Genomic DNA, 16,901 nt, shown 5'->3' on the forward strand with positions numbered 1-16,901 from the left:
AGCATTATAGAGCCGCGAACCGTTTCGGGGCACTTCTAAAAAATCCGGTTACGAATGATCGACCTGTCGCCCATTGTTTGGGCGCGCTCGTCCCACTGCGCTACAATCCTGCGCCTTCTTAACCATCAGCCCGTATTTGCGGGACTGCATCGCGAGGTACCGCCATGGTGCACAGCATGACCGCCTTCGCCCGCGTCGAAAAAGCCGGCGTCCAGGGCACCCTGAGCTGGGAATTGCGCTCGGTCAACAGCCGCTACCTGGAGCCGCACCTGCGCCTGCCGGAATCGTTCCGCGACCTCGAAGGCGCTGTGCGTGAAGCGCTGCGCCAGGGCATCTCCCGGGGCAAGCTGGAATGCACCCTGCGTTTTACCGAAGAATCCACCGGCAAGCCGCTGCAGATTGACCGTGACCGCGCTGCGCAATTGGTCGCCGCCGCCGAAACCATCGCCGGTCTGATCAAGCAACCCGCTGCGCTGAACCCGCTGGAAGTACTCGCCTGGCCAGGCGTGCTGGTGGCCGACGCCACCGACCCGCAAGCCCTCAACGCCGAAGCCCTCGCCCTCTTCAACCAGGGCTTGAAGGAACTCAAGGCCGGCCGCGAACGCGAAGGCGCAGAGCTGGCCCGCCTGATCAGCGAGCGTTTGACCTCAATCGAAGAAGACGTGGTGACCCTGCGTGAACTGGTGCCGCAGATGCTCGCCACCCAGCGCCAGAAGGTCCTCGACCGTTTCACCGACATGAAGGCCGACCTCGACCCGGTGCGCCTGGAACAGGAAATGGTCCTGCTCGCTCAGAAAAGCGACGTGGCAGAAGAGCTCGACCGCCTGAGCACCCACATCCTTGAAGTGCGCCGGGTGCTGAAATCTGCCGGTGCCGCCGGTCGGCGTCTGGACTTCCTGATGCAGGAACTCAACCGCGAAGCCAATACACTCGGTTCCAAGGCATTTGACCCGCGCAGCACCACGGCTGCGGTCAACCTCAAAGTGTTGATCGAGCAGATGCGCGAACAAGTACAGAATATTGAGTAAGGCAACCTCCATGACCCACAGCACCGGCACCCTTTACATCATTTCCGCCCCCTCGGGCGCGGGCAAGAGCAGCCTGGTCAAGGCCTTGACCGACGCTGACGAGCAAATCCGCATCTCGGTGTCCCACACCACCCGCGCCATGCGCCCGGGTGAAGTGAATGGCGTGCACTATCACTTCGTCGAGCGCACCGAGTTCGTCAAAATGATCGAACACGGCGACTTCCTCGAGCGCGCCGAAGTGTTCGGCAACCTCTATGGCACGTCCCAGAGCCACCTGCAGCAGACTCTGGACGAAGGTCACGACCTGATCCTGGAAATCGACTGGCAGGGCGCCGAGCAAGTGCGCCAATTGATGCCCAAGGCGCGCTCGATCTTCATCCTGCCGCCGTCGCTGCAAGCGTTGCACCAGCGCCTGACCAACCGTGGCCAGGACAGTGACGAGATCATCGAAGGCCGCATGCGTGAAGCCGTCAGCGAAATGAGCCACTACGTCGACTACGACTACCTGATCATCAACGACGATTTTGCCCACGCACTTGACGATTTGAAGGCGATTTTCCGCACCAATCAGCTTCAGCAAAAGCGTCAACAGCAACGTTTTGGCAAATTACTCGCCGAACTGCTCGGCTGATTGGCTCTTCCCAAAACCGCTGCAAGGGCTTTACATTGGCACTTGTAGCGGTTTTGCGAGGACGCGGGAAAAATCAGCGCTTCCCTTAACGCTGGTGATTTTTTAAACTGTTTAGTCCGCTCGCCCAACCGGGCAGCGCGCATCTTGCATTCGCTCCGAGGAATACCATGGCCCGCGTAACCGTTGAAGACTGCCTAGAACACGTGGATAACCGCTTTGAGCTGGTCATGCTCTCTACCAAGCGTGCCCGTCAACTGGCCACTGGCGGCAAAGAGCCCCTGGTCCAGTGGGAAAACGACAAGCCTACCGTAGTCGCCCTGCGCGAAATCGCTGAAGGCCTGATGAGCTACGAGTTCATCGCCAACGCCGAAATCGTTGAAGACGAACCGCTGTTTGCAGCGTTCGAGGACGAGTCCAACGAGGCCGTCTAAGCCTATGCCTGGTCGACGTAGCACGGCGCGGGGTCACAGCCAACGGCAGGAGTTCACACTTTGCCGAGCATAGACGCCCTCGCCGATCGCTTATCGGCCTACCTCGGCCCAGACCAGGTCAACCTGGTCCGCCGAGCGTATTTCTACGCCGAACAAGCCCACGACGGCCAACGCCGCCGCAGTGGCGAGGCGTATGTCACGCATCCTCTTGCCGTGGCAAATATTCTTGCCGACATGCACATGGACCATCAAAGTTTGATGGCCGCGATGCTGCATGACGTGATCGAAGACACCGGCATCGCCAAGGAAGCGCTCAGCGCGCAATTTGGCGAAACCGTGGCCGAACTGGTCGACGGGGTCAGCAAACTGACCCAGATGAACTTCGAGACCAAGGCCGAAGCCCAGGCGGAAAACTTCCAGAAAATGGCCATGGCCATGGCCCGCGACATTCGGGTGATTCTGGTCAAGCTGGCCGACCGGCTGCACAACATGCGCACGCTGGAAGTGCTGTCCGGCGAAAAACGCCGGCGCATCGCCAAGGAAACCCTGGAAATCTACGCGCCCATCGCCAACCGGCTGGGCATGCACGCCATTCGTATCGAATTCGAAGACCTCGGCTTTAAAGCCATGCACCCGATGCGTTCGGCGCGCATCTACCAGGCCGTCAAACGCGCCCGGGGCAACCGCAAGGAAATCGTCAACAAGATCGAAGAGTCGCTGAGCCATTGCCTGGCGATCGACGAGATTGAGGGCGAAGTCAGCGGCCGGCAGAAGCACATCTACGGCATCTACAAGAAGATGCGCGGCAAGCGCCGGGCCTTCAACGAGATCATGGACGTGTACGCGTTCAGGATCATCGTCGACAAGGTCGACACCTGCTACCGCGTGCTGGGCGCTGTACATAATTTGTACAAACCTCTGCCGGGCCGCTTCAAGGATTACATCGCAATTCCCAAGGCCAACGGCTATCAGTCGCTGCATACCACGCTGTTTGGTATGCATGGTGTGCCGATAGAGATCCAGATCCGCACACGCGAAATGGAAGAAATGGCCAACAATGGCATCGCCGCTCACTGGCTGTACAAATCCAGTGGTGACGAGCAGCCAAAAGGCACCCATGCCCGCGCCCGCCAATGGGTCAAAGGCGTGCTGGAAATGCAGCAACGTGCCGGCAACTCCCTGGAATTTATCGAAAGCGTGAAGATCGACCTGTTCCCGGACGAGGTCTACGTGTTCACGCCCAAAGGCCGGATCATGGAGCTGCCCAAAGGCTCCACGGCGGTCGACTTTGCCTATGCGGTGCACACCGATGTGGGCAATAGCTGCATCGCCTGCAGGATCAATCGTCGTCTTGCGCCGTTGTCCGAGCCGCTGCAAAGCGGCTCCACGGTGGAGATCGTCAGCGCCCCGGGCGCGCGTCCGAACCCGGCATGGCTCAACTTCGTGGTCACCGGCAAGGCGCGTACGCACATTCGCCACGCCCTGAAGCTGCAGCGCCGTTCCGAGTCCATCAGCCTGGGCGAACGCCTGCTGAACAAGGTGCTCAACGGTTTCGACAGCGCTCTGGACAAAATCCCGCAGGAGCGCGTGCAAGCGATGCTCCACGAGTATCGCCAGGAAACCATCGAAGACTTGCTCGAAGACATCGGCCTGGGCAACCGCATGGCCTATGTGGTCGCTCGCCGCTTGCTTGGCGAAGGCGAGCAGCTGCCAAGCCCCGAGGGCCCGCTTGCGATTCGCGGCACCGAGGGCTTGGTGCTCAGCTACGCAAAATGCTGCACACCGATCCCGGGCGACCCGATTGTCGGCCACCTGTCGGCGGGCAAGGGCATGGTCGTGCACCTGGACAACTGCCGCAATATCACCGAAATCCGTCACAACCCGGAAAAATGCATCCAGCTCTCGTGGGCCAAGGATGTCACCGGCGAATTCAACGTCGAGTTGCGCGTGGAGCTGGAGCATCAGCGCGGCCTGATCGCCCTGTTAGCCAGCAGCGTCAACGCGGCCGACGGCAATATCGAGAAAATCAGCATGGACGAGCGCGATGGTCGCATCAGCGTGGTCCAACTGGTGGTCAGCGTACACGACCGCGTGCACCTGGCCCGCGTGATCAAGAAACTGCGCGCCTTGACCGGGGTCATCCGCATCACCCGTATGCGTGCCTAATAAACCTCTTACAAGGAGTCACACATGACCAAGACCGTTATCACCAGCGACAAAGCCCCGGCCGCCATCGGCACTTACTCCCAGGCGATCAAGGCGGGTAACACCGTCTACATGTCCGGCCAGATCCCGCTGGACCCAAAAACAATGGAACTGGTTGAAGGTTTTGAAGCACAGACCGTACAGGTCTTCGAAAACCTCAAGTCAGTGGCCGAAGCGGCTGGCGGCTCGTTTAAAGACATCGTCAAACTGAACATCTTTCTCACCGACCTGAGCCACTTCGCCAAGGTCAACGAGATCATGGGCAAGTACTTCGACCAACCTTACCCAGCCCGCGCCGCCATTGGCGTTGCTGCCCTGCCAAAGGGCGCGCAGGTTGAGATGGACGCGATTCTGGTCATCGAGTAAAACACCCGGCGCAGCCTGTCCAGGCTGCGCCGACTTCGTTTCAGAAGGATTTCGTAATGCGCAAAGCGCTTGTAGCTTCTTCGTTGCTCGCCCTGTTGCTTGGCGGCTGTGCCACCAACCCCGCCGACCTGGATGTAAGCGGCACCTGGGTCAACCAGGCCGCCATCGATGCGGCAGCCAAGGGCGGCCCTTTGCGTGAAGCCTTGCAAACCTTCGGCCCGAACCTCGAATGGGAGGTGAATCCAAAGGCTTCGCAGGCCCGCTACTACAACGGTTTTGAAGTAGCTGAAGGCAAGTTGCTCGGTGAAAAATCCGGCGCCTGGAGCGTCGAGTTCTACGGCAGCTCCGCCACCGAACTCAAGCGCAAAGGCAAACAACTGCTGCAAGTGGCCAACGACAATGAGCCCGAGCAACTGTTCGCCCGTGCCAAAGACCCCGCTCCGGAAGGCGCACCTTTAGGTGCCAACTTCGAACGGGCACTCTATGCGGCCTACCTCGGCGGCGACTGGAAGATCAAAGACGGCAACGGTGACGGCGCCATTGTGCAGTTCCAGGCGAATGGCAAAGTGGCAGGCTTGCCTGGCGTTGATCAGTATTCGCTGTGCCTGGCTGGCGACTGCGCGTCCATGAGCGGCGGCTACGACAGCATCTGGCTGCAACTGAACGGCCAGGGCAACCCGTGGATCTTCACGCGCAAGGGCAAGAAGCTGGAAATCTTCCAGGCGGTGAATACGGCGCAGGCGGATGAAGTGCCCCAGTTCACCCCCGGCCCACGGCAGTGGCTGCTGGAAAAGCAATAACCAGCATGATCTGAATCCAAATGTGGGAGCTGGCTTGTGTGGGAGCTGGCTTGCCTGCGATGGCATCACCTCGGTGTAGCTGAGCAATCAGGTGAAGCTATCGCAGGCAAGCCAGCTCCCACATTTTTGACCGCGCCTCAGCCCTTGAGAATCGCCGCATACCCCTCGCGATAAGTCGGATACGTCGGCACCCAACCCAACGCCTTCGCCCGCGCATTACTGCACTGCTTGCTCCCCGCACGCCGCACACTGGCGTCGTCCGCCCACTCCGTCACACCCAGATACTCACGCAACCAGCCCACCACCTCGGCCAACGGCGCGGGCGCATCGTCCACGCCGATGTAGACCTTGTCCAACGCACCACCCTGCTCCACATGCCGCAACAAAAACGCGAGCAAGCCTGCTGCGTCATCCGCGTGAATCCGGTTGCCATATAAAGGCGGGTCGATCGCCACGCGATAGCCTTGGCGCACTTGGGTCAACAGCCATTCGCGGCCCGGGCCGTAGATGCCGGTCAAGCGCACGATGCTCGCCGGAATACCGCTGTTGAGCGCCACTTGCTCGGCTTCCAACATCACTTTGCCTGAATAACCTTGCGCGTGAGTGTCGGACGTTTCGTCGACCCACTCACCCTTCTGCTGCCCATACACACTGCTGCTGGAAACAAACAACAGGTGTTTCGGCGCCTGGCCGTAGTCGCCAAGCCACTCCAGCACATGCTGCAACCCTTGCACATAAGCCGCGCGATAACCGGCCTCGTCGTGGTCGGTGGCCGCGGCGCAGTACACCAAATAGTCCACCCCGCCGATCGGCCAGGTATCTGGGCAATCTTTGTTGAACAGGTCGCCGGCAATGCCGATCACACCGTCGGGAAGCTTCGAAACATCACGGCGCAGGCCGTGAACCTCCCATTCCGAGGCCAGCAATTGGCTAGCCAGCCGACTACCCACATCGCCGCAACCGGCAATCACAACAGAAGGCGCAGACATCACAAAACTCCATTCTTAAAGGCGCAGATTAGCCGCGGGACATGACCGGCGGCCAGCAAAAGGACAAATAAAGTAACTGTATTACTTCTGTTAACAAGAATTACTTGCAATAATGACCACCCATTTGTCCTCGACCTTTCTTCGGGTCTGGCAGGACGATCACTCATTTTTTCTCTCAGGTCCGGCCAGCATGACACGTAATACAAACCCCGCTTCGCCAACCAAGCCTCACAGCCCATCCCGCGCCTGGCGTGCGATTGCCGCGATGCTGTTCAGCGTTCTGCTGGCACCGACCGCCGCATTCGCTGACGCTACCGCCCCCGCTGCTCCAGCCGCAGCCGAACACAACACGGCGACGCCGGCAGCACCTGCGACACCTGCAGCCACCGACCCGACGCAGGCTGCCACCCCGGCCCCCGCTGACGATTCGGGTGTGGTGCTGGAAGAAGACAACAGCCTGGGCATGGCACACGACCTGTCGCCATGGGGCATGTACCAGAACGCTGACGTGGTGGTAAAAGCCGTAATGATCGGCCTGGCCATCGCCTCGATCATTACCTGGACCATCTGGATCTCCAAGGGCTTCGAGCTGCTGGGCGCCAAACGCCGCCTGCGCACTGAAATCGTCCACCTGAAAAAAGCTACCACCCTCAAGGAAGCGAGCAGCACCGCGACCAAGCAGGGCACCCTGGCCAACCTGCTGGTGCACGACGCACTGGAAGAAATGCGCCTGTCAGCCAACACCCGTGAAAAAGAAGGCATCAAGGAACGTGTCGCTTTCCGCCTGGAGCGCCTGGTTGCAGCCTGCGGCCGTAACATGAGCAGCGGCACCGGCGTACTCGCAACCATCGGTTCTACCGCGCCCTTCGTCGGCCTGTTCGGTACCGTGTGGGGCATCATGAACAGCTTCATCGGCATCGCCAAAACCCAGACCACCAACCTCGCCGTTGTTGCCCCCGGTATCGCCGAAGCCCTGCTGGCAACTGCCCTGGGCCTGGTAGCCGCGATTCCGGCGGTGGTGATCTACAACGTCTTCGCCCGTTCGATTGCCGGCTACAAGGCCCAGGTGTCGGACGCGTCGGCAGAAGTCCTGCTGCTGGTCAGCCGCGACCTCGATCACCTGCCTACCGAGCGCAGCTCGCAACCGCACATGGTGAAAGTGGGGTAATCGGCCATGGGCCTGCATTTGAATCAAGGCGACGACGAGCTCGTCGAGAACCACGAGATCAACGTCACGCCGTTTATCGACGTGATGCTGGTGCTGCTGATCATCTTCATGGTGGCCGCACCGTTGGCCACCGTGGACATCAAGGTCGACCTGCCCGCGTCCAGCGCCAAGCCTGCGCCGCGGCCGGAGAAGCCGATTTTCCTCAGCGTCAAGGCGGACCAACGCCTGTTCCTGGGCGAAGAAGAAGTCAAAGCTGAAACCCTGGGCCCGGTGCTCGACGCCAAGACCCAAGGCAAGAAAGACACGACGATCTTCTTCCAGGCCGACAAAGGCGTGGACTACGGCGACCTGATGAGCGTGATGGATGCCCTGCGGGCAGCCGGCTACCTCAAGGTAGGCCTGGTCGGACTTGAGACGGCAGCCAAGAAATGATCACGACGCGCCACAAACTGACGCGGTATGGCGCCAGCCTTGCCGTCGTGCTGGGCGTGCATGCCGTCGCGATCATCATCGCGCTCCAGTGGTCCGCGCCACATCAGGTGTTGCTGCCGCCGGCTGCCATGGTCATTGACCTGGCACCGATGCCAGCCCCACCGCCGCCGGCACCGCCCAAGGTGATCACGCCGCCGCAACCGCCTGCACCGGTGGAAGAGCTGCCCCTGCCGAAACTGGCCGAGGCACCGAAGCCAACGATCCAGGTGCCCAAGCCGGTCAAACCCAAGCCCAAGCCTGCGCCGCCCAAGCCTGTGGAGAAGAAGCCCGAGCCGCCCAAGGAGAAACCGTCCGAAGAGCCGCCGAGCGAAACCCCACCGACCAACGCGCCCGCAGAAAAATCGGCCCAGCCGGTGCCTGGCCCATCGCCGCAACAGGTTGCTGCCAAAGCTTCCTGGGAAGGCACCCTGCTGGCACACCTGCAGAAGTACAAGAAGTACCCGCCAGGCGCACAGCAGCGTGGCAAGGAAGGCTTGAACCGCCTGCGTTTTGTGGTCGATGCCGAAGGCAACGTGCTGTCCTATGAGTTGGTGGGCCGCTCCGGCAACGCCGACCTGGACCGTGCAACCCTGGACATGATTCGTCGTGCCCAGCCATTGCCCAAGCCACCGGCCGACATGTTGAAAGGCGGCAGCGTCGAAATCGTCGCGCCGTTTGTTTACAACATCGAGAAGCGTCGCCGCTGAGCCACTCCCGATGGGCACCCGCCGGTGCCCATTACCCCTCTTTTATCTCCTCGCTCTACGGCTGCTGAACCGCAGCTGAATGCATGACCGATGTCATGCACCTTCACTTGTAACATTTCAATACAAAGCCAAGCATGCGCGAACAGTTCTCATTTGAGAGGTTTTCGCGATGCCCCGCTCCCTGCGCATCCCCGCCCTACTGCTCGCGCTCGCTGGCGCGTCTTGCGCAGCCCATGCCGATCAGGTGGTCACCCTGACCGTCCAGAACCATACCTTTTCGCCCTCGACCTTCACGGTCCCGGCCGGCGAACGCTTTCGCATCCAGCTAACCAATAACGACGACAGCGTGGACGAGTTCGAAAGCTACGACATGAAGTTCGAAAAAATCGTCGTGCCCGGCAACACCATCACGGTATTCGCCGGGCCGATGCACCCTGGCACCTACAGCTTTTTCGATGATTACCACCCGGACCAGGCCAAAGGCACCGTCACTGCCGTTGAAGCCAAGGAGTAAGCCATGCTCGCTTGCCTGTTGATTGTGTTTCGAGAAGTGCTGGAAGCCGGGATCGTAATCGGCATTGTCATGGCCGCCACCCAAGGCCTGGCCCGGCGCGGGCTATTCATCGCAGGCGGGATCGCTGCAGGCGTTTGCGGAGCCGGCATTCTGGCGTTGTTCACCGGCGCCATCACGCAAGCGCTGGACGGCTTCGGCCAGGAGATTTTCAACGCGGCCATTCTGATCGTCGCCGTGGTCATGCTGGGCTGGCACAACCTGTGGATGGCCAGCCATGGCCGTGAGCTGGCGAACGAGCTGCGCAGCACCGGCCTGGCCGTGCAAAAAGGCGACAAATCCCTGCTGGCCCTGGCCGTGGTCATCACCGTTGCGGTGCTGCGCGAAGGCTCGGAGATTGTTCTGTTTCTGTATGGCATCGCCGCCTCGACCCACACCGAGCCCCTGACCATGCTCATCGGTGGCCTGCTCGGTATTGCTGGTGGCGGCGCGCTGTCGTGGTTGCTGTACCGCGGCCTGCTGGTCATCAGCCTCAAGCGGCTGTTCTCGGTCACCAGCTGGATGATCGCCGTGCTCGCCGCCGGCATGGCCGGGCGCGCCGCCGCGATTCTGGCTGGCATCAACCTGATTCCCGCCTGGGGCTATCAGCTCTGGGATACCTCTTGGCTGGTCTCCGACGCCAGCCTCGGCGGCCGGGCCCTGCAAGCCATGACCGGCTACACCGACCGCCCCTTGGGCATTCAGTTGTTCGCCTGGCTGATCACACTCGCCGTCCTGGTGCTTGGCAGCCGCCTGATTCACTCCCGCCCCTCCCAATCATGAACACCCACCCTGGAGCGTCACCCATGAAGCACCTGTACAAACCCGTCGCCGCAGCACTGGCACTCGCCACCACCCTGGCGTTTTCCACTTACAGCCAAGCGCGTGAGTATCCGATTGGCGGGCCCGTGCAGGCCCACGACATGGAGATCGCCTCGTCCTACCTGACTGGCATCGAAATGGCGCCGATGCCGCCAGGCATGGTGATGGACAAAGATTCGGTCCACCTCGAAACCGACGTACATGCCACCGCCGACAACAAATACGGGTTCGCCAACGGTGAGTGGATTCCGTACCTGAGCATCAGCTACTCGCTGGTCAAGCAGGGCTCGCCGAACTACAAGGAAATCGGCACGCTGCTGCCGATGGTGGCCAAAGACGGCGCCCACTACGCCAACAACGTGAAGATGGACGGCCCCGGCACCTATACCGTGGTGCTGCGCTACGAGAGCCCGCAGATCAAGGGCTTCTTCCACCATGTCGACAAGGAAACCGGCGTACCTGAATGGTGGGGCCCGTTCACCGAGACCTTTACGTTCAAATACCCGCAGAACTGAGTGATTGAAAGGGCCTGCGACACCCGATTAGCGGTGTCGCAAACCTCAAGGCGTCTGATAACGTGCGTCTATCGATTGCAGCCGGTATGCTTGGCCCGCAACCTCATGGACGCTCGCTATGACCCTTACAGAATTACGCTATATCGTGACCCTCGCTCAAGAGCAGCACTTCGGCCACGCGGCCGAGCGTTGCCATGTCAGCCAGCCGACGCTGTCGGTGGGTGTGAAAAAGCTTGAAGACGAACTCGGTGTGCTGATTTTCGAGCGCAGCAAGAGCGCCGTGCGCCTGACTCCGGTCGGCGAAGGCATCGTTGCCCAGGCCCAGAAGGTACTGGAACAAGCGCAAAGCATTCGTGAGCTGGCCCAGGCCGGCAAAAACCAGCTGACGGCACCGCTGAAAGTCGGCGCCATCTACACCGTCGGCCCGTACCTGTTCCCGCACCTGATTCCGCAACTGCACCGCGTCGCGCCGCAGATGCCGCTGTATATCGAAGAAAACTTCACCCACGTGCTGCGCGACAAACTGCGCAACGGCGAGCTGGACGCGATCATCATCGCCCTGCCATTCAACGAGGCAGACGTGCTGACCCTGCCGCTCTACGACGAGCCGTTCTACGTGCTGATGCCGGCCTCGCACCCGTGGACGCAAAAAGACACCATCGACGCCAGCCTGCTCAACGACAAGAGCCTGCTGCTGCTCGGCGAAGGCCACTGCTTCCGTGACCAGGTGCTGGAAGCCTGCCCGACCCTGGCCAAGGGCAACGACGGCGCCAAGCACACCACCGTGGAGTCCAGCTCCCTGGAAACCATTCGCCACATGGTCGCCTCCGGCCTGGGCATTTCGATCCTGCCGCTGTCGGCGGTGGACAGCCATCACTACGCCCCCGGCGTCATTGCTGTGCGCCCACTCACGCCGCCGGTGCCGTTTCGCACCGTGGCGATCGCCTGGCGTGCCAGCTTCCCGCGCCCGAAAGCCATTGAGATCCTCGCCGACTCGATCCGCCTGTGTTCGGTGGCCAAGCCGCCTGCTGCGAGCTAAGTAGACGTATGACTGAGCTGTCGCAGGTGTCGGTGACGGCACTCAAGGGTGTCGGTGAGGCCATGGCCGAGAAACTAGCCAAGGTCGGCCTGGAAAATCTCCAGGACGTGCTGTTCCACCTGCCCTTGCGCTATCAGGACCGTACCCGCGTGGTGCCCATCGGGCAGTTGCGCCCCGGCCAGGACGCAGTGGTCGAAGGCACCGTCAGCGGCGCGGATGTGGTGATGGGCAAGCGGCGTAGCCTGGTGGTGCGCCTGCAAGACGGCACCGGCGGCCTGAGCCTGCGCTTCTACCATTTCAGCAACGCCCAGAAAGAAGGCCTCAAGCGCGGCACTCGCGTGCGTTGCTACGGCGAAGCGCGCCCCGGCGCCTCCGGCCTGGAGATCTACCACCCGGAATACCGCGCCATTACCGGCGACGAGCCGCCGCCGGTGGATACCACGCTCACACCGATCTACCCGCTCACCGAAGGCCTGACCCAGCAACGCCTGCGCCAGCTGTGCATGCAGACCCTGACGATGCTTGGCCCGAAAAGCCTGCCCGACTGGCTGCCGCTGGAGCTGGCCCGCGACTACCAATTGGCGTCGCTGGACGATGCGATTCGTTACCTGCATCACCCGCCGGCCGATGCTGATGTCGATGAGCTGGCCTTGGGTCATCACTGGGCCCAACACCGTCTGGCTTTCGAAGAACTGCTGACGCATCAACTGTCCCAGCAACGGCTGCGCGAAAGCATGCGCTCGCTGCGTGCACCGGCAATGCCTAAAGCCACGCGCCTGCCTGCGCAATACCTGGCCAACCTTGGCTTTGCGCCGACCGGTGCCCAGCAACGCGTCGGCAATGAAATCGCCTATGACCTGAGCCAGCACGAACCGATGCTGCGGCTGATTCAAGGCGACGTGGGCGCGGGCAAAACCGTGGTCGCCGCGCTCGCCGCGTTGCAGGCGCTGGAGGCCGGTTATCAGGTGGCACTGATGGCGCCCACCGAAATTCTTGCCGAGCAGCACTTCATCACCTTCAAACGCTGGCTCGAACCTTTGGGCCTGGAAGTCGCATGGCTGGCCGGCAAGCTCAAGGGCAAAGTCCGCGCCGCTGCCCTCGAGCAAATCGCCGGCGGCGCGCCGATGGTGGTGGGCACCCACGCGCTGTTCCAGGATGAAGTGCAGTTCAAGAACCTCGCGCTGGTGATCATCGACGAACAGCATCGTTTCGGCGTGCAACAGCGCCTGGCGCTGCGTCAGAAGGGCGTGGGCGGCCGGATGAACCCGCACCAGCTGATCATGACCGCCACACCGATTCCGCGCACCCTGGCGATGAGCGCCTACGCCGACCTCGACACATCGATCCTCGATGAACTGCCGCCCGGTCGCACCCCGGTCAACACCGTGCTGGTCACTGACACCCGTCGTGTGGAAGTGATCGAGCGCGTGCGTGGCGCCTGCGCTGAAGGGCGCCAGGCCTACTGGGTGTGCACGTTGATCGAAGAATCCGAAGAGCTGACGTGCCAGGCTGCCGAAACCACCTTTGAAGACCTCACCAGCGCCCTTGGCGAACTCAAGGTCGGCTTGATTCACGGCCGCATGAAGCCAGCGGAAAAAGCCGCAGTGATGGCCGAATTCAAAGCTGGCAACCTGCAATTGCTGGTGGCCACCACCGTGATCGAAGTCGGTGTGGACGTACCCAACGCCAGCCTGATGATCATCGAAAACCCCGAGCGCCTGGGCCTCGCGCAGCTGCACCAATTGCGCGGCCGCGTCGGTCGGGGCAGCGCCGCCAGCCATTGCGTGCTGCTGTACCATCCGCCGCTGTCGCAGATCGGGCGTCAGCGCCTGGGCATCATGCGCGAAACCAACGACGGTTTTGTCATCGCCGAAAAAGACCTCGAACTGCGTGGCCCCGGCGAAATGCTCGGCACACGCCAGACCGGCCTGCTGCAATTCAAGGTCGCCGACCTGATGCGCGACGCCGACCTGTTACCCGCCGTGCGCGATGCGGCGCAAGCGCTGCTCGAGCGCTGGCCGGAGCATGTCAGCCCGTTGCTCGATCGCTGGCTGCGACATGGGCAGCAATACGGCCAAGTGTGACGCCTGACTCACTTATCCAACCTACAGTTGTATCAAGCTGGTTATACTTCGATGACTGTACGAATTTGGATCAGGCCATGTCAGAAGTTGCCCTCGCCACAGCCCCACTGACCGCACCGCCGGTCATTCGGGCTCTGCTCGCAAAGCTCGCTATTCCGTTCACGGAGGTTGCAGAGCAACCTGGCCTGAATCCCGCGCAAAAGGTCCAGGCAGTCTTGCTGGAAGATGCCGTTGGCGCGCTGATGGTGCTGTTCCCCCAGAACCAACTGCTTGACCTTAACCGCCTCGCCGAACTGACCGGCCGCCGCCTCACGGCCGTGTCGCCGGATCGTGTCGAGCGCATGCTGGGCAAGCATGACCTGAGCCTGCTGCCGGGCCTGCCCGCACTGACCACTTCACCCTGCTTGTACGAAGGCAGCCTGCTCAACGAGCCGAGCCTGCTGGTGCACTCGGGCGAAGCCGGGTTGTTGCTGGAAATCGCCAGCGGTGACTTCAAGACCATGCTCACCAAGGCCAGCGCCGGCCACTTCGGCGAGCCACTGAGCAACATTCGCCCCAACCTTGACCGCCCGAATGATGACCGCGAGGAAATCACCCAGGCCATGCAGGCGTTCACCGCCCGCCGCATCCAGCAGCGCCTGGAAGCAACCCTCGAAATTCCGCCACTGGCCGACACTGCGCAGAAGATCATCAAGCTGCGCGTCGACCCCAACGCCACCATCGATGACATCACCGGCGTCGTCGAAACCGACCCGGCCCTGGCCGCCCAAGTGGTGAGCTGGGCCGCGTCGCCGTACTACGCCTCACCGGGCAAAATTCGTTCGGTGGAAGACGCCATCGTGCGCGTGCTGGGCTTTGATCTGGTGATCAACCTGGCGCTGGGCCTGGCCCTGGGCAAAACCCTGAGCCTGCCCAAAGACCACCCGCATCAGTCGACGCCGTACTGGCACCAGTCGATCTACACCGCCGCCGTGATCGAAGGCCTGACCCGCGCCATGCCGCGCGCCCAGCGCCCCGAAGCGGGCCTGACGTACCTCGCAGGCCTGTTGCACAACTTCGGTTATTTGCTGCTGGCCCACGTGTTCCCGCCGCACTTCTCGCTGATCTGCCGTCACCTGGAGGTCAACCCGCACCTGTGCCACAGCTACGTCGAGCAACACTTGCTGGGCATCAGTCGCGAGCAAATCGGCGCCTGGCTGATGCGCTACTGGGACATGCCGGACGAACTGTCCACCGCCCTGCGCTTCCAGCACGACCCGAGCTACGACGGCCAATACGCCGAGTACCCGAACCTGGTGTGCCTGGCAGTGCGCTTGTTGCGCAGCCGCGGCATTGGCTCCGGGCCGGACGAGGCGATTCCGGATGCACTGCTTGAGCGCCTGGGCTTGAGCCGGGACAAGGCGGAGGAAGTGGTGGGTAAGGTGTTGGATGCTGAGGTGTTGTTGCGCGAACTGGCATCCCAGTTCAGCCAGGGCTGAATTTCCCACCTGTCAGACCGCTATCGCAGGCAAGCCAGCTCCCACATTTTGATATGTGAACACCGTCAAATGTGGGAGCTGGCTTGCCTGCGATGAATCCACCTCGGTCTATCTGAAAGCCCTACTTCTTTTTCTTCGGCTTCAAATACTTGGTCAGCCCCTGGAACCAGATCACCAGCGCCGGGTTGCCCTTGATCTGGATCGTCTTGTCCTGGATCCCCGTCATGAACGCCAGTTGCTTGTTCTTCGCCTGCATCGTGGCGAAGCCGAAGGCGGCATCTTTAAATGCGATGGCAAACGCCGGCGCCGGGTGAACGCCCGAGCGGCTGGTGATGCGCTGGTCTTTGACGATGAAGTGACGGGCAACCTTGCCGTCGAGGGTCTGCAACTGGAACGCCAGGTCTTTGTCACCCAACTGTTGCTGGAAGGCAGGATTGGTGCGGCTGGCTTTGCCCATCATCAGGCCAAGCACCCACAACAAAAGACGAAATTTCATGCAAACGGCCTCGGTATCATTATTAAGTGGCCGAAGCAGTGTAACGATTTGCAAAGAGAACGCCACCGATCTTGCGCATTAGCGGAAGATCGGCTGGCGTTTGACGCTTATAGCAGCATGTTACTTAAACGTTAGGGCACGGCACCGGCGCCCAGTCGGCGAGGTTCGGGTCGCGGCAAGTGCCTTCGATCTGCGCTTTACCGGCGCTGGCCACTTGCTTGCTTTCAGCTTGCTTGGCCTGCACGGTCTGGATGCTCTTCTCGGTGGTCACCGCTTCTTTCGGCACGGTTGGCAGCACCGCTTTTTTCGCCGGCTTCACGGCTTTTTTGCCTTTGGCCGGAGCCACTGGCGGCGTGGTGTCGGCGCTGGCGACAGTCACTACGTCGGCACGCTGCACGCCCACTTGTTGCAGGTCTTGCTCGTAGGCCTGGGTGTAGTTGTTGAGGTCTTCGCTGGCCTTACCGTTAACCGCAACGATCAGGTCGTTCGACTCTTTCAGGCCGGAGACGATTTCCGCCAGGCGCTTGCGGCCTTCGGTGTCGTTGACGGTCTTGGCCTTGCGATCATTCACCAGCTTGGTGAACGCGCTCTGGTAGCACTGCTGGGACGCCTTGGCGTACGCGGTGCTGCGGTCGATGTCGGACGCACTTTTGTTGAAGTCGGTGGAGTACGACGCGATGCGCTGGTTGTCATCGGTGATCTGCTTCTGACGCTCGGTGTAGTAACCCGCCGCGCCGCCCGCAAGGGCACCGCCCGCTGCGCCGATGGCTGCGTTACGGCCGCGCTTGTCGGAGTCGCCGGTCAGGGCGCCCAGCAGTGCACCGCCGGCTGCGCCGATGGCCGCACCGGTCACGACCGATTTGGTCATGTTCGAATCGGTTGCACGCAAGTGCTGCACCGGCTCGTAGCAGTTCGGGTAGTACTCGACCTTGGTGCTCGACGCGACCTTGGAGGCTGGCGACGTGGCACAACCGGTCAGCACGGTGCTGAAACCGGCCGCGATCAGCAGCAGGTGACGCTTGGAAACCGCCTTACGTGAAAAAAGCATAGGTGTGTTCTCTTTTAAGTTTGACTTGCCCAGCACGGCCCACCGCCGCCTGAGTCCCTTCCAAGCTCGCTAT

The 16,901-nt window shown here is 61.5% G+C and carries 18 protein-coding genes; 15 read left to right on the forward strand and 3 right to left on the reverse strand.

Going from position 1 to position 16,901, the window contains the following annotated elements; genetic code table 11:
- Positions 1 to 164: 164 nt before the first annotated feature.
- The 6 genes from BFW87_RS10495 to BFW87_RS10520 all read left to right on the forward strand — a co-directional run bounded on the left by BFW87_RS10495 (position 165) and on the right by BFW87_RS10520 (position 5,461).
- Entirely contained in the window at positions 165 to 1,028 is an 864-nt protein-coding gene (locus tag BFW87_RS10495; protein ID WP_078739771.1) for a YicC/YloC family endoribonuclease, read from the forward strand.
- Between the two features lie 10 nt (positions 1,029 to 1,038).
- The gene (gene gmk, locus BFW87_RS10500; RefSeq protein ID WP_017253726.1) at positions 1,039 to 1,659 is read left to right on the forward strand and encodes a guanylate kinase; all 621 of its coding nucleotides are present in this window, start codon (positions 1,039 to 1,041) and stop codon (positions 1,657 to 1,659) included.
- Between the two features lie 167 nt (positions 1,660 to 1,826).
- Positions 1,827 to 2,090, forward strand: coding sequence for a DNA-directed RNA polymerase subunit omega (rpoZ, locus tag BFW87_RS10505; protein WP_003176920.1), 264 nt, complete (start codon positions 1,827 to 1,829; stop codon positions 2,088 to 2,090).
- A 60-nt stretch (positions 2,091 to 2,150) separates the two neighbouring features.
- Positions 2,151 to 4,256: a bifunctional GTP diphosphokinase/guanosine-3',5'-bis pyrophosphate 3'-pyrophosphohydrolase gene (gene spoT / locus BFW87_RS10510; RefSeq protein ID WP_058424246.1), complete on the forward strand. Its 2,106-nt coding sequence runs from the start codon at positions 2,151 to 2,153 to the stop codon at positions 4,254 to 4,256.
- 24 nt (positions 4,257 to 4,280) lie between these two features.
- Positions 4,281 to 4,661, forward strand: a complete 381-nt coding sequence (locus BFW87_RS10515; RefSeq protein ID WP_078739772.1) for a RidA family protein — start codon at positions 4,281 to 4,283, stop codon at positions 4,659 to 4,661.
- 56 nt (positions 4,662 to 4,717) lie between these two features.
- Complete coding sequence (locus tag BFW87_RS10520; protein ID WP_078739773.1) at positions 4,718 to 5,461, forward strand: hypothetical protein; 744 nt, start codon at positions 4,718 to 4,720, stop codon at positions 5,459 to 5,461.
- A 137-nt stretch (positions 5,462 to 5,598) separates the two neighbouring features.
- On the opposite strand, the gene BFW87_RS10525 is transcribed toward BFW87_RS10520, so the two are convergent.
- Complete coding sequence (locus BFW87_RS10525) at positions 5,599 to 6,450, reverse strand: SDR family oxidoreductase (protein ID WP_078739774.1); 852 nt, start codon at positions 6,448 to 6,450, stop codon at positions 5,599 to 5,601.
- 190 nt (positions 6,451 to 6,640) lie between these two features.
- Here BFW87_RS10525 and exbB point away from each other — a divergent pair, with 190 nt between their 5' ends.
- The 9 genes from exbB to BFW87_RS10570 all read left to right on the forward strand — a co-directional run bounded on the left by exbB (position 6,641) and on the right by BFW87_RS10570 (position 15,284).
- Complete coding sequence (gene exbB / locus BFW87_RS10530; RefSeq protein WP_078739775.1) at positions 6,641 to 7,618, forward strand: tonB-system energizer ExbB; 978 nt, start codon at positions 6,641 to 6,643, stop codon at positions 7,616 to 7,618.
- Between the two features lie 6 nt (positions 7,619 to 7,624).
- Positions 7,625 to 8,050 (forward strand): TonB system transport protein ExbD, encoded by a 426-nt coding sequence (exbD, locus tag BFW87_RS10535; protein WP_003195519.1) that lies wholly within the window; start codon positions 7,625 to 7,627, stop codon positions 8,048 to 8,050.
- Positions 8,047 to 8,796, forward strand: a complete 750-nt coding sequence (locus tag BFW87_RS10540) for an energy transducer TonB family protein (protein WP_078739776.1) — start codon at positions 8,047 to 8,049, stop codon at positions 8,794 to 8,796. Before exbD ends, BFW87_RS10540 begins: the two co-directional genes overlap by 4 nt.
- 169 nt (positions 8,797 to 8,965) lie before the next feature.
- The gene (locus BFW87_RS10545) at positions 8,966 to 9,310 is read left to right on the forward strand and encodes a cupredoxin domain-containing protein (protein ID WP_078739777.1); all 345 of its coding nucleotides are present in this window, start codon (positions 8,966 to 8,968) and stop codon (positions 9,308 to 9,310) included.
- Positions 9,311 to 9,313: 3 nt separating this feature from the next.
- Entirely contained in the window at positions 9,314 to 10,129 is an 816-nt protein-coding gene (locus BFW87_RS10550) for an FTR1 family iron permease (RefSeq protein ID WP_078739778.1), read from the forward strand.
- A 23-nt stretch (positions 10,130 to 10,152) separates the two neighbouring features.
- Entirely contained in the window at positions 10,153 to 10,683 is a 531-nt protein-coding gene (locus BFW87_RS10555; RefSeq protein WP_078739779.1) for an iron transporter, read from the forward strand.
- A 118-nt stretch (positions 10,684 to 10,801) separates the two neighbouring features.
- Positions 10,802 to 11,722 (forward strand): hydrogen peroxide-inducible genes activator, encoded by a 921-nt coding sequence (locus BFW87_RS10560; RefSeq protein ID WP_078739780.1) that lies wholly within the window; start codon positions 10,802 to 10,804, stop codon positions 11,720 to 11,722.
- 8 nt (positions 11,723 to 11,730) lie between these two features.
- Positions 11,731 to 13,806: an ATP-dependent DNA helicase RecG gene (gene recG / locus BFW87_RS10565; protein WP_078739781.1), complete on the forward strand. Its 2,076-nt coding sequence runs from the start codon at positions 11,731 to 11,733 to the stop codon at positions 13,804 to 13,806.
- 77 nt (positions 13,807 to 13,883) lie between these two features.
- Positions 13,884 to 15,284: an aminoacyl-tRNA deacylase and HDOD domain-containing protein gene (locus tag BFW87_RS10570; protein ID WP_078739782.1), complete on the forward strand. Its 1,401-nt coding sequence runs from the start codon at positions 13,884 to 13,886 to the stop codon at positions 15,282 to 15,284.
- A 121-nt stretch (positions 15,285 to 15,405) separates the two neighbouring features.
- Here the strand turns inward: BFW87_RS10570 and BFW87_RS10575 are convergent, their stop codons facing one another.
- Together BFW87_RS10575 and tagQ are read right to left on the reverse strand one after the other, a co-directional pair.
- Positions 15,406 to 15,780, reverse strand: a complete 375-nt coding sequence (locus BFW87_RS10575) for a helicase (RefSeq protein ID WP_078739783.1) — start codon at positions 15,778 to 15,780, stop codon at positions 15,406 to 15,408.
- A 124-nt stretch (positions 15,781 to 15,904) separates the two neighbouring features.
- Positions 15,905 to 16,828 (reverse strand): type VI secretion system-associated lipoprotein TagQ, encoded by a 924-nt coding sequence (gene tagQ, locus BFW87_RS10580; RefSeq protein WP_078739784.1) that lies wholly within the window; start codon positions 16,826 to 16,828, stop codon positions 15,905 to 15,907.
- Positions 16,829 to 16,901: the final 73 nt, after the last annotated feature.

This window comes from Pseudomonas fluorescens (assembly GCF_002022275.1).
Taxonomy (GTDB): Bacteria; Pseudomonadota; Gammaproteobacteria; order Pseudomonadales; family Pseudomonadaceae; genus Aquipseudomonas; species Aquipseudomonas fluorescens_AJ.